At 71.8% G+C, this 12,104-nt stretch carries 11 protein-coding genes and 1 riboswitch; of the genes, 6 read left to right on the forward strand and 5 right to left on the reverse strand.

What is annotated here, in order from left to right:
• Positions 1-275: 275 nt before the first annotated feature.
• Genes F0P95_RS15310 through F0P95_RS15320 form a run of 3 tightly spaced genes read left to right on the forward strand, consistent with a single transcriptional unit; the run spans position 276 to position 2,142 of the window.
• Positions 276-1,004: a YceI family protein gene (locus F0P95_RS15310; protein WP_182334942.1), complete on the forward strand. Its 729-nt coding sequence runs from the start codon at positions 276-278 to the stop codon at positions 1,002-1,004.
• Entirely contained in the window at positions 1,001-1,579 is a 579-nt protein-coding gene (locus tag F0P95_RS15315; protein WP_182334943.1) for a cytochrome b, read from the forward strand. Before F0P95_RS15310 ends, F0P95_RS15315 begins: the two co-directional genes overlap by 4 nt.
• Positions 1,576-2,142, forward strand: a complete 567-nt coding sequence (locus F0P95_RS15320) for a YceI family protein (RefSeq protein ID WP_182334944.1) — start codon at positions 1,576-1,578, stop codon at positions 2,140-2,142. Before F0P95_RS15315 ends, F0P95_RS15320 begins: the two co-directional genes overlap by 4 nt.
• Before the next feature lie 24 nt (positions 2,143-2,166).
• On the opposite strand, the gene F0P95_RS15325 is transcribed toward F0P95_RS15320, so the two are convergent.
• Both F0P95_RS15325 and F0P95_RS15330 read right to left on the reverse strand, forming a co-directional pair.
• Complete coding sequence (locus F0P95_RS15325; RefSeq protein WP_182334945.1) at positions 2,167-2,637, reverse strand: hypothetical protein; 471 nt, start codon at positions 2,635-2,637, stop codon at positions 2,167-2,169.
• A complete protein-coding gene (locus F0P95_RS15330) occupies positions 2,634-2,858 on the reverse strand; it encodes a glutaredoxin family protein (RefSeq protein WP_054667076.1) in 225 nt (74 codons plus the stop codon). Before F0P95_RS15330 ends, F0P95_RS15325 begins: the two co-directional genes overlap by 4 nt.
• A 98-nt stretch (positions 2,859-2,956) precedes the next feature.
• On the opposite strand from F0P95_RS15330, the gene F0P95_RS15335 reads away from it, so the two are divergent.
• The 3 genes from F0P95_RS15335 (at position 2,957) to F0P95_RS15345 (ending at position 8,488) form a co-directional block, all read left to right on the forward strand.
• Positions 2,957-4,339, forward strand: a complete 1,383-nt coding sequence (locus tag F0P95_RS15335; RefSeq protein ID WP_182334946.1) for an L-serine ammonia-lyase — start codon at positions 2,957-2,959, stop codon at positions 4,337-4,339.
• 151 nt (positions 4,340-4,490) lie between these two features.
• Positions 4,491-7,514: a ligand-binding sensor domain-containing diguanylate cyclase gene (locus F0P95_RS15340; protein WP_182334947.1), complete on the forward strand. Its 3,024-nt coding sequence runs from the start codon at positions 4,491-4,493 to the stop codon at positions 7,512-7,514.
• A 104-nt stretch (positions 7,515-7,618) separates the two neighbouring features.
• Complete coding sequence (locus F0P95_RS15345) at positions 7,619-8,488, forward strand: hypothetical protein (protein WP_182334948.1); 870 nt, start codon at positions 7,619-7,621, stop codon at positions 8,486-8,488.
• Between the two features lie 18 nt (positions 8,489-8,506).
• Here the strand turns inward: F0P95_RS15345 and F0P95_RS15350 are convergent, their stop codons facing one another.
• The 3 genes from F0P95_RS15350 to metX are packed head-to-tail and all read right to left on the reverse strand — an operon-like array spanning position 8,507 to position 11,837.
• The gene (locus tag F0P95_RS15350) at positions 8,507-9,571 is read right to left on the reverse strand and encodes a homoserine dehydrogenase family protein (RefSeq protein WP_182334949.1); all 1,065 of its coding nucleotides are present in this window, start codon (positions 9,569-9,571) and stop codon (positions 8,507-8,509) included.
• Positions 9,568-10,812, reverse strand: a complete 1,245-nt coding sequence (locus tag F0P95_RS15355) for an O-succinylhomoserine (thiol)-lyase (RefSeq protein ID WP_182334950.1) — start codon at positions 10,810-10,812, stop codon at positions 9,568-9,570. The genes F0P95_RS15350 and F0P95_RS15355 overlap by 4 nt, the downstream gene beginning before the upstream one ends.
• Positions 10,809-11,837, reverse strand: coding sequence for a homoserine O-succinyltransferase MetX (gene metX / locus F0P95_RS15360; RefSeq protein WP_182334952.1), 1,029 nt, complete (start codon positions 11,835-11,837; stop codon positions 10,809-10,811). The genes F0P95_RS15355 and metX overlap by 4 nt, the downstream gene beginning before the upstream one ends.
• Positions 11,838-11,904: 67 nt before the next feature.
• Positions 11,905-12,024, reverse strand: a riboswitch (SAM riboswitch).
• Between the last annotated feature and the right edge of the window lie 80 nt (positions 12,025-12,104).

Below are 12,104 nucleotides of genomic sequence, written 5' to 3' on the forward strand. Positions count from 1 at the left end.
CTCCGCGCACGCGGCCGCGGGCCGGGACAGGGCGCTACCGCCAGCCACGGCGGCTGCGGCCGTGCCCGCCGGTGCCGGCCCGCTGGTCTGGTTGTCGCCCCTGGTTCCCATCCGTCGCCCGTCGCTCTCCCTGCCAGCGGGAAAAATACCATCCGCGCCGCACGATGGCCGGTCCGCGCCGGCAGGCGTTGCCGCGGCACCACGCTGCGGGCACGCGGCCAGGCCGGCGCAGCAGGAAACGCGCAACAATCCATTGCGCCGCCAGGCAACAAACCATGACGGGCATATGCCTAGAATCCACCAACCCCCGCCGGAGCCGCCCCTTGCCCCGTTCCCTCGTCCTGCTGCTGGCCTGCCTGCTGCCGCTGTCGGCGCAGGCCGCCGACCGCTACCGGCTGGACCCGGTGCATACGCGGGTGCTGTTCGCGGTCGAACATGCCGGATTCTCGCAGGCGCTGGGCACCGTGTCCGGCAGCGAGGGCGTGCTGGAGTTCGATCCCGACGACTGGTCCGGCGCGCGCCTGGAGGTGGTGGTCCCGGTCGCCCGGCTCGACCTGGGCAACGACAAGTGGAACCAGGCCACGCTGGCGCGCAACCTGCTCGACGGCCAGCGCTACCCGCAGGCGCGCTTCGTCTCCACCCGCATCGAGCCGGTGGATGCGCGCAACGCGCGCGTGCATGGCCTGCTGACCCTGCGCGGCGTCACCCGCGAGGTCGTGCTCGACGTCCACCTCAACGCGGTCGCGCGGCATCCGCTGCCACCGTTCCGCCGCACCGCCGGCTTTTCCGCCACCGCCAGCGTGCAGCGCTCGGACTTCGGCATCGACGCCTGGCAGTCGGTGATCGGCAACCGCGTCGAACTGCGCATCGAAGCCGAGGCGGTACGCGACGACGATGCCAGGGCGCCGGAGGCCACTGACCCGGCGCCGGCCGCCGACGACGACACGCCCGCCGCGGCCGAGGCCGCCACCCGACTTTCCCCGCAACCGGAATCCCGTCCATGAGCCTGAAGAACACGCCTGACCGCTGGGGCAGCGTCAGCAAGAGCCTGCACTGGCTGATCGCCCTGTTGATCCTCGCCCTGGGCATCGTCGGCCTGCTCATGGGCGAGCTGCCCAAGACGCCGAAGTATTTCTGGGTCTACACCGCGCACAAGTCGATCGGCATCACCGTGCTGGCGCTGGTGGTGTTGCGGCTGGCGTGGCGCCTGTATGCCGGCGCGCCGCGGCCGGTCCCGGGCACCCCGGGCTGGCAGGAGCGCATCGCCAGTGCCACCCATTGGCTGCTGTACGCGATGATGTTCGCCATCCCGCTGTCGGGCTGGCTGTACGACTCGGCCAGCGGGCTGCGCCCGTTCAAGCTGTTCGGGCTGCTGGAAATGCCCAAGCTGGTGGCGCCCGACGAAGGCGCCGCGCAGTTCTCGCACGCGCTCCACGAATGGGGCTTCTGGCTGCTGATCCTGGTGGTGCTGGCGCATGCCGGCGCCGCCCTCTACCACCATCTCCAGCAGCGCGACGCCACGCTTGTGCGCATGCTGCCGCAGGGCTGGCTCGATACCCCACAGAAGGAATCCGCATGAAAATCAAGCTCACCACCCCGACCGCCGTGGCGGCCGCCCTGGCCGGCATGCTGGCCGCCGCCCCGGCCATGGCCGCGGACTACGAACAGGCGCCCGGTTCGATCCTGGTGTTCGCCACCAAGTACGACGGCGAGGTATTCACCGGCACCTTCCCGGGCTTCCAGACGCAGCTCAGCTTCGACCCGGCCAACCCGGCCGCCGGCAAGCTCGACGTCACCATCCCGCTGGCCGGCGCGCGCAGCGGCAACAGCGACCGCGACTCGACGCTGCAGGGCAAGGACTTCTTCAACGTCGCGCAGTTCGCGCAGGCGCGCTACACCGCCAGCGGCTTCCGCGCCGTGGGCGGAAACCAGTTCGCGGCCGACGGTACGCTGCAGCTGCGCGGGGTCAGCAAGCCGGTCACCCTCACTTTCACCTGGACGCCCGGCGCGCAGCCGGTGCTGACCGGCAAGGCCACGGTCAAGCGCCTGGACTTCGGCGTCGGCGGTGGCGACTGGGCCGACACCAAGACCATTCCCGACGAAACCGCCATCAGCACCAAGGTCGTGCTGCGCGCCAAGTAAGCGCACGCGCCCCCGGCACCGCGTTCAGCCGGGGGTCTGGCCCGGGATGTCGAAGCAACCGCGCCGGCCCGAGGCGTCGGTGAGACAGGCGCGATGCCGGTGCGCCTGCCCGTCCTGGCCGGGACGCACGGCCAGGCCGAACACCCCGCCGTCGCGCATCAGCAGCACCGCCTCCCACACCGTGTCCGGGCCGCCGGCCTGCAGCGGCTGCCGCTCGCCCTGCGCCGGCGCCTGCAGGGGCATGGCCGCGGCGTCGTGCAGCATGCGCCGCAGGTTGCGCATGTCCAGCCCTGCCGGTGCGCTGGTGACCGCCTTCAACAGCACCAGCCGCTCGATGCCTTCCACCGGCAGCACCTGCGCCAGGGTGCGCCCCTGCCACGCGAAACCGGCACGATCCGCCGGCAGCGCCTTGGCCAGGTCCACGTCCGCCGCACCGGCGCCGGCCGCGGCCATGCCCAGCACGGCAAGCAGTGGCGAGCAGGCGCGTACGCTCATCGCAACCACCGGCGCACGCCGTCGGCATCGAACGGCCATTCCAGCTCGGCGCCGCTGGCGCTGTCGCGCAGCACCGGCACGCGCGTGCCGTAGCGCATTTCGAGCGCGTCGTCGTCGTCGATGAACACGCTGTCGAATGCCGGCGCGCGGGCCTGCGCCAGCACCTCCAGCGCCAGGTCGCACAGGTGGCAATCGTCGCGCTGGTACAGAATCAAGCCCATTCCCTACACCCCATCCAGGTCCGATGCTGCGCTGCGGGCAGGGCCGTCAGCGGCGAACCCGTAGAATAGCCACTCCTCCAGGCAGCACGCACAACGCAATGTCCGTCAGCACGTTCGACCTGTTCAAGATCGGCATCGGCCCGAGTTCGTCGCATACCGTGGGCCCGATGCGCGCGGCCGAGCGTTTCGTCCACCGCTGGCTGCTCGACCCCGGCCAGCTGGCCGACGTCACCCGCATCCGCGCCGAGGTGTTCGGCTCGCTGGCCCTGACCGGCCGCGGCCACGGCACCGACACCGCCGTGCTGCTCGGCCTGGAAGGCCACCGCCCCAACCTGATCGACCCGGACGTGATCCCGGCCACGCTGGCGCGCATCCGCTCGTCCAGGCGCATCAACCTGATGGGCCAGCACGAGATCGCCTTCGACGAGAAGCGCGACCTGGCCCTGAACAAGCGCCAGAAGCTGCCGTACCACACCAACGGCATGCGCTTCACCGCGTTCGACGCCAACGACGCGGTCATCGCCACCCGCGACTACTACTCCGTCGGTGGCGGCTTCGTGGTCAATGCCGACGATGCCGCCGACGACCGCATCGTGCCCGACCAGACGCCGCTGCCGTATCCGTTCAAGAGCGGCGACGAACTGCTGGCCCAGGCCGCGCGCAGCGGCCTGAGCATCGCCGCGCTGATGTTCGAGAACGAGAAGTGCTGGCGCAGCGAGGACGAGATCCGCTCCGGCCTGCGCGAGATCTGGGACGCCATGCAGGCCTGCGTGGCGCGCGGCATCCGTTCCGAAGGCACGCTGCCGGGCGGCCTGCACGTGGGCCGCCGCGCCCCGGCGCTGCACCGCGAACTGTCCGCGCGCCCGGAAGCGGCCATGCGCGACCCGCTGACCACCCTGGACTGGGTCAACCTGTACGCGCTGGCGGTCAACGAGGAGAACGCCGCCGGTGGCCGCGTGGTCACCGCGCCCACCAACGGCGCGGCCGGCATCATCCCGGCGGTGCTGCACTACTACGACCGCTTCTGCCCGGGCAGCAACGAGCAGGGCGTGTTCGACTTCCTGCTGACCGCCGCGGCGATCGGCATCCTGTACAAGGAGAACGCCTCGATTTCCGGCGCCGAAGTCGGCTGCCAGGGCGAAGTCGGGGTGGCCTGTTCGATGGCCGCCGGCGGGCTGATGGCCGCCCTCGGCGGCAAGCCGGGGCAGATCGAGAACGCCGCCGAGATCGGCATGGAGCACAACCTGGGCCTGACCTGCGACCCGATCGGCGGGCTGGTGCAGATTCCCTGCATCGAGCGCAACGCCATGGGCGCGGTCAAGGCGATCAACGCCGCACGCATGGCCATGCGCGGCGACGGCAAGCACAAGGTCAGCCTGGACAAGGTCATCAAGACCATGCGCGACACCGGCCGCGACATGCAGGACAAATACAAGGAAACCAGCCGCGGCGGGCTGGCGGTCAACGTCATCGAATGCTGAACGCGACCGCCTCCATTCAAGTGGGCCCGGGCCGGGCCGCTAAGGCTTTCGTTGTAACCTGACGTCAGTGCGGGATTCAGGGGGAATCTCGATCGACCATCCATTCATCATCCGCCACCCGCGCCGGTCGCTGGCAACCGGCACCGGACTGTTGGCTCGCCTGTGGCTGCTGCTCCTGCTGGCGGTTTCCCAGCCCGTTGCCGCCCTGGACACGGGCAAGCCCTTCCGCGACTACGTCACCGATACCTGGGGGGTGGACCAGGGGCTGCCGCAGATCAGCGTGCTGGCCATCACCCAGGACCCGGCCGGCTACCTGTGGTTCGGCACCCAGACCGGACTGGCGCGGTTCGACGGCGTGCGCTTCGTGCGCTACACCCAGCGCGACGCCCCGGAACTGGGCAACAACATCCTGGCGCTGCTGGCCGACGACGACGACCGGCTGTGGATCGGCACCGCGCAGGGGCTGCTGCTGCTGGAGGACCAGCGCTTCCACACCATCGCCCCCACCGTCGCCGACCATCCGGCCCCCGCCAGCGCGCTGCTGAAGGTCGACGGCCGCATCCTGGCCGGCTGCGCGGAAGGCATCTGCACGCCGCGGGAAGGCAAGCTGCGGCGCGTGCAGGCCCTGCCCGATCCGGCGCTGAGCCTGCTGGCGCGCGAGGACGGGGTCTGGGCCGGCGGCCAGGGCCGGGTATTCCACATCGCGGACGGCGAGGTCCGCACCCTGCCGCTGCCGCCGGCGGCCAGTACCGCCGCGGTGACCGCGCTGGCGTACGCCGATGGCGACCTGTGGGCCGGCACCCGCAACGGCCTCTTCCGCCTGCGCAACGGCAGCTGGCAGGCGGCGAACCCGCATCCGGGCGACGTGCTGACCGTGGAAGCGATGCAGGCCGACCGCGACGGCAACCTGTGGGTGGCCACGCCGCAGTACCTGGAACGGCTGCGCCCCGGCCAGCCGCCCGAACGCATCCACAACACGCCCGGCGCCATCGCGGTACGCGCGATCTTCGAGGACCGCGACGGCAACCTGTGGCTGGGCAGCATGGTCGAGGGCGTGACCCGGGCCTGGAACGGCTGGACCCGGCGCCTGAGCCAGGCCGACGGGCTGCAGGACCCGCTGCTGTGGTCGGTCGCCGCGGCGCCGGACGGCAGCATCTGGGTGGGCAGCAGCAACGGCGTGGCCGTCTGGCAGCAGGGACGCTTCTCCAGCCGCGTCGCCGGCAACCGGCTGCCGCACCCGGAGGCCTACAGCCTGCTGCCCGAGCGCGACCAGACCTGGATCGGCACCCGCGCCGGGGTCGCGGTGCTGCGCGGCGACCGGCTCGAGCAACCGGCCGAACTGGCCCCGCTGCGCGACGCGCAGATCAACGGCATCGTCCGCGACCGCGCCGGACGGCTGTGGTTCGCCACCACCCACGGGCTGTTCCTGCTCGAGGACGGCAAGCGGCTGACCCGCTACGGCGAGCGCGAGGGACTGGCCGACCCGCGCATCCGCCTGGTCTACGAGACCCGCGACGGGCGCATCCTGCTGGGTACCTACAAGGGCCTGTACGAGTGGCGCGACGGCCGCATCCTGCCGACCGGCCGGCTCGGCGGGCTGTCCGACGACACCCCGGTCACCGCGTTCCTCGAGCTGGGCGATGGACGCTGGCTGCTGGGCACCAGCAACGGCGAAAGCCTACGCGTCCATGACGGCCATCGCTGGCACTGGCTGGACCGCGAACGCGAACTGCCGGCCAATGTCGCCTTCCACCTGGCGCAGAACGGCAACGACCTGTGGGTCGCCGGCATGCGCGGCGTCTACCGCCTGCCGCTGGCCTCGCTGGACCAGGCGCTGGCCAACCCGCGGCAGCCGCTGGCGGCGCAGATCGTCATCAATTCCGGCACCGACCGCACCGGCGGGCAGCAGGACAAATGCTGCAACGGCGCCGGCAACAGCCGCGGGGTGCTGCGCGACGGCCAGTTGTGGCTGCCCACCCGCGACGGCACCCTGCTGGTGGACGTGGGCACCGACACCGACAGCGCGCCGCGCAACATCAGGATCGACCACGTGCAGGTCCAGGGCCGGCGCCTGGCCACCGGACACGGCACGCTCAAGCTGCCGCTCGACGCCCGCGACCTGCGCTTCGAGTTCAGCCTGCCCGACTTCCAGCCGATGCATGCCCCGCAGCTGCGCTACCGGCTGGCCGGCTACGAGAAGGACTGGCACGAGCTGGACAACCCGACCCTGCGCAGCGCCGGCTACGCCAGCCTGCCGCCCGGGTACTACACCTTCGAGGTCGCCGACTTCAGCCAGGCCGAACCGTTGCGCCACGCCGCCCATGTCGCGGTGGAGATTCCGCGGCGGCTGTACGAAACCCTCGCCTTCCGCCTGCTGGCCATGTTCGGGCTGGCGGGGCTGATCTGGCTGGGCTACCTCGGCCTGCAGCATCGCTACGCGCGCCAGCGCGCGCAGCTGGAACGCCTGGTTCAGGAGCGCACCCGCGACCTGCAGGCGGCCAACGCGCAGCTGAAGGCCATCAGCTTCACCGACCCGCTCACCGGCCTGCACAACCGGCGCTACCTGACCCAGCAGATTCCCACCGACCTGTCGTTCTACGAACGCGACGAGGGCTATGCCAACGGCAGCGAAGCGGTGGTGTTCGCGCTGCTCGACGTGGACCACTTCAAGTCGATCAACGACACCCATGGCCACGCCGCCGGCGACCGTGTACTGGAGCAGATGGGCCAGCTGCTCGGCGAGCTCAAGCGCAGCGGCGACTACGTGGCGCGCTGGGGCGGCGAGGAATTCCTGCTGGTGTTCCGCCCGCTGCCGCGCGGCAGCCTGGGGCGGCTGGGCCAGCGCCTGTGCACCCGCATCGCCGCCCACAGCTTCGACCTGGGCAATGGCCAGCAGCATCGCCTCACCGCCTCCGTCGGCCTGATCGAGTGCCCGCTGTTCCCGAGGCACCCGCGGCTGCTGGGCTGGGAGCAGCTGGTCACCCTCGCCGACCGCGCCCTGTACCGGGCCAAGACCGCCGGGCGCAACGGCTGGATCGCCTACCAGCCGGCCCCCGGCGCGCAGCCGCCCGACGACCTGTCGGTGGTGGCCGGCGATCCCTGGTGGCTGGTGGAGAACGGCGTGCTGGAGATGTTCGGCATCGACGGCAGGATCGACGTCGGCACCCCGCCGTAACCGCCGCGCGCCGCTGGCCGGCGACGCGCACGGCGGCCGTGTATTGCACCGGCGGCCGGCAGCGCACCAGAATCACGCATCACCAGCCAGCAGCGGGGGCAAGGATGCAGGGCGCACAGCAACCCGACGGACCGCTGCCACCCCGACGTCCGCGCACCGCGACACCGGCCGCGCCGCGCAACGGCGGTGGCCTGACCCTGACCCGGCTGGTGCTGGCGGCGATCGCGCTGCTGGTGATCGCCTGGTTCATCGGCAAGCGGCCGCCGGCGCTGGACCCACCCGCCACCACGGCCACGCCCGATGCGCCTGCTGCGGCCGCCGTGGCCGCGCCCCCGGCGCAGGCGCAGGTCGTGCGTGGCGAAAAATCGACCACGCTGGCGGAGATCGGCGAAGCGCGCATGACCCTGCACGACCACGGCACCGCGCTGCGGGTGGAAGGCGGCGTCGGCCGCACCTTCGCCAGCGAGCTGGCGGCACGGCTGGACGCGGCGCCGTCGGTGCGGCGGATCGACATCACCAGCGGCGGCGGCTACGCCATCACCGGCCTGGAAGCGGCGCGCATCGTGCGCAGGAACAACCTCACCGTGCGCGTGCACGGCTACTGCGCCAGCATCTGCGTCGCGCTCTGGGCCGCGGCCGCGCAGCGGCAGATGGAGCCGGACGCGGTGATCGGCCTGCACCAGCGCAACGCACAGTGCGATGCCCTGCCCTCGCCGGCGCGGGAGGAATGCCATTACCAGGACCAGTTCGCCACCGAGCACGACTCCAGCTACCGCGCCTGGCTGCAGGCGGCAGGTTTCAACCAGCACCTGCTCGACCTGCAGGCGCGCACCGCCTCGGAGGACATCGCGGTGCTCGGCGCGCCGGCGCTGTGGGACAACGGCGTGGAGTTCAGCGTCGTCGACCGCGATGGCACACGCCTCGGCCGCGCCGAAGTCGAACGCCGCCTCGCCGCGCGATCGGCGGGCCGCTGAAGCGCATGCGCGCGGCGTTCAGCGCCTGGCGATGCCCAGCACGTCGTCCAGCAGCGCGGCCGCGGTGACGTCGGCACCGGCACCCGGCCCCTGGATCAGCAGCGGCTGCCCGCAGTAGCGGTCGCTGCGGATCGCCACCCGGTTGTCGGTGCCGCGGCCGCCGGCCAGCGGATGGTCGGCCGGCAACGCGCGCAGGCCGACGCTGGCGCCGTGCCCGTCCAGGCGCGCCACGAAACACAGCGACAGCCCCTGCCCGCGCGCCTGCTGCAGGCGCGCCGCCAGGGGCGCGTCCAGCTGCGCCAGCGCGGCGTCCACCTGCGCGGCCGGCAATGCCGCCAGCGCCGGCGGCAGCAGCGACTCGACCTCCACCTGTTCCGGCTCCAGCGCCACCCCGGCCGCGCGCGCCAGGATCAGCAGCTTGCGGCGCACGTCCTCGCCGGACAGGTCGATGCGCGGATCGGGTTCGGTGTAACCGGCCGCCGCCGCTTCGCGCACGCAGGCGGAGAACGGCTGGCTGCCGTCGAAACGATGGAACAGCCATGCCAGCGAACCGGACAGCACGCCTTCGATGGCATGCACATGGTCGCCACCGGCCACCAGCGCGCGGATGCTGGACAGCAGCGGCAGGCCCGCGCCGACGGTGGCCGAATCGCCATAACGTACGCTGCCCGCGGCCACGATCCCGCCGATCCGGCGCGCGCGCGCGAGCGTGGTGCCATTGCCCAGCTTGTTGGCGGTGACCACGTGGATGCCCCGTGCCAGCCAGTGCGCATGTTCGGCGGCGATGTCCCCGCTGGCGGTGGCGTCGACCACGATGTCGCCGGGCTGCAGGCGCCCGGTTTCCTCGGCGTGGGCCGGCGCGTCGCCCTGCCGGGTCGCCGCGCGCGCGCGCGACAGCACCGCCTCGGGTGCGTCGCCGCAGGCCAGCGCGATGCGCGAGTTGGCCACCACGTGCAGCAGCGGCAGGTCGAGCTGCCGCTGCCGCAGGGCCTGGTAGCGGGCGATGAAGGCCGAGCCGACCGTACCGGTACCCAGCAGCACCAGCCGCACCGCCGCCGCCTGCGGACGCAGCTGCGCGCTCATGCGTCCACCGTTTTCCGCAGGGCGTCGCGGCGGCTGTCGGCCAGCGCCCGCGCGGCGCGCAGCAGCCCGGCCTGCAGGTCGGCCACCAGGTCCTCGCAGGCTTCGATGCCGACCGACAACCGCAGCAGGCCATCGCTGATGCCGGCCTTGGCCCGTGCCTCCGGGGTCATCGCCGCATGGGTCATGGTCGCCGGGTGCGCGACCAGGCTCTCCACGCCACCGAGCGATTCGGCCAGGGTGAAATAGCGCAGGCCTTCGACGAAGGCGCGCACCGCCGCGTGCGGATCGGCGCCGTCGCATGCGGCCAGCTCGAAGGACAGCATCGCGCCGAAACCCTTCTGCTGGCGCGCGGCCAGCGCGTGGCCCGGGTGCGATTCCAGCCCCGGGTAGTAGACCCTGGCCACGACCTCGCTGGTGGCGAGCAGGTCGACCAGCGCGCGGGTGTTTTCCTGGTGCACGCGCAGGCGTGCATCGAGCGTGCGCAGGCCGCGCAGGGTCAGGAACGCATCGAACGGCGAGCCGGTCAGGCCCAGCGCATTGGCCCACCACGCCAGTTGCTGGTGCAGCTCGGCATCGCGCGCGACCACCGCGCCGCCGACCACGTCGCTGTGGCCGTTGACGTATTTGGTGGTCGAGTGCAGCACCAGGTCGGCGCCGAAGGCGATCGGGTTCTGCAGCGCCGGCGACAGGAAGGTGTTGTCCACCACCACCCGGGCACCGGCCCGGTGCGCGGCATCGATCACGAAACGCAGGTCGGTGATGCGCAGCAGCGGATTGGACGGGGTTTCCACCAGCACCAGCTTCGGCGCCTGCGCCAACGCCTCGGCCAGTGCGCGCGGGTCGGTCAGGTCGGCGGTGATCAGCTCGAAATGACCCTTGCTCGCCAGCGCGTTGAACAGGCGCCAGCTGCCACCGTAGGCGTCATGCGGCACCACCAGCCTGTCGCCCGGCTGCAACAGCGCATTGAGCACCAGGTTGATCGCGCCCATGCCGGTGGAGGTGATCACCCCGCCGGCACCGCCTTCCAGTTCCGCCAGCGCTTCGCCGAGCAGGTCGCGGGTCGGGTTGCCGCTGCGGGTGTAGTCGTACTGGCGCTTGTTGCCGAAGCCATCGAAGCTGAAATTGGACGACAGCACCAGCGGCGGGGTCACCGCGCCATAGGCGGTATCGCGATCGATGCCGGCACGCACGGCCGCCGTGGTGCGGCAACAGGACACATCGGAAGCGGTGGACAGGCTCATGCGTTTTCTCCGGGAAGGCGAAGGGCGTTGGCGAGGATCGCGTCGATGCGATCGGTCTCTTTCAGGAAGGCGTCATGGCCGTAGGGCGAACGCAGCACGCGCAGGCTTCCGCGCGTGCCCAGGCCCTCGACCAGGCTGACCAGGTCGGACAGCGGCACCAGGCGGTCGCCCTCGACCGCGACCACCAGCGTCGGCACGCCGATGGCGGCCGGTTCGACGCGGTGCAGGTCGATGGACTCGGACAGGCGCAGGTAGGCATTGACCCGGGTGCGCGCCACGTACTGCGCGCCGGCAGCGTCGAGGTAATCCTCGGCGGCCACGCGCACGCGGCCGTTCACCACTTCGGGCTGGGCGTCGAAGCGCTCGCCGAACTCTTCCGGGGTGCGGTAGCTGAGCATGGCGAACTGCCGCGCCAGCGCCAGCCCATGGCTTTCGGCGCACTGCAGCTGGCCCAGCGCCACCGCGCGCCGCTGCAGCGCGCGCCAGGCCGAGGCATAGGGATGCGGGCGATGCGCGCCGCTGACCGCCACCAGCCGGCCCAGCCGGTGCGGGTGGCGGATGGCCAGTTGCTGGCCGACCAGCGCACCGTAGGAATAGCCGACGCAGCCGTGCAGGCAGTCGATGCCCAGCGCGTCCAGCAGCAGGGCCACGGCATCGGCCTGGTCGGCGGTATCGATCGGCACGTCGAGCTCGCCGTCGGCGCCGATGAAATCCAGGCCCAGCAGGCGGCGGTACGCCGGGTCGAGCGCGCGGCCGCAGCCGACCAGCCCGTCGGCCCAGCCCTTCTCGCCGAACACCGCGTTGGCGGCGATGTGGCGGTGCGCGGAAATGCCGCCGGCCACCAGCACCACCGGCGCATCGGCACGGCCGACCAGTTCGTAGCGCAGCCGCAGCGTGCGCTCGCCGGCATGGCGCATGGCCAGGCGCACGTCGATTTCACCGCGCACGGCGGCAGCGGCATGCGCCGCGCTGTCGGGCGCGGCGGGCGGGTAGTCGCGGAGGGCGGTGGCAGTGGCGAAACGCATGGCGATATCCGGTAAGGAGCAGCCATCGAGCTTCGCGGGCCCGTGTTCGCCGTGCAGGGCACGGATCGAACCATCTTTCGGCGGACGCGGTGGTCCCCGCAGGATTTGGCACCAGGCACAGGCGCTTGCGCACCTGCTGGTTGCCCCGGCATCAAAGGGCCTGTCCCTCCGCCGGTCTCGATGGTGGACACACGATGCCAGTCGCCCCGGCCGGTGTCAATCTCTTTATTCGGATGGAGCGATGGAATTTCCGATGCAACCATGCCG

The sequence above is a fragment of the Stenotrophomonas acidaminiphila genome, from assembly GCF_014109845.1.
In the GTDB taxonomy this organism is placed as follows: Bacteria; Pseudomonadota; Gammaproteobacteria; order Xanthomonadales; family Xanthomonadaceae; genus Stenotrophomonas; species Stenotrophomonas acidaminiphila.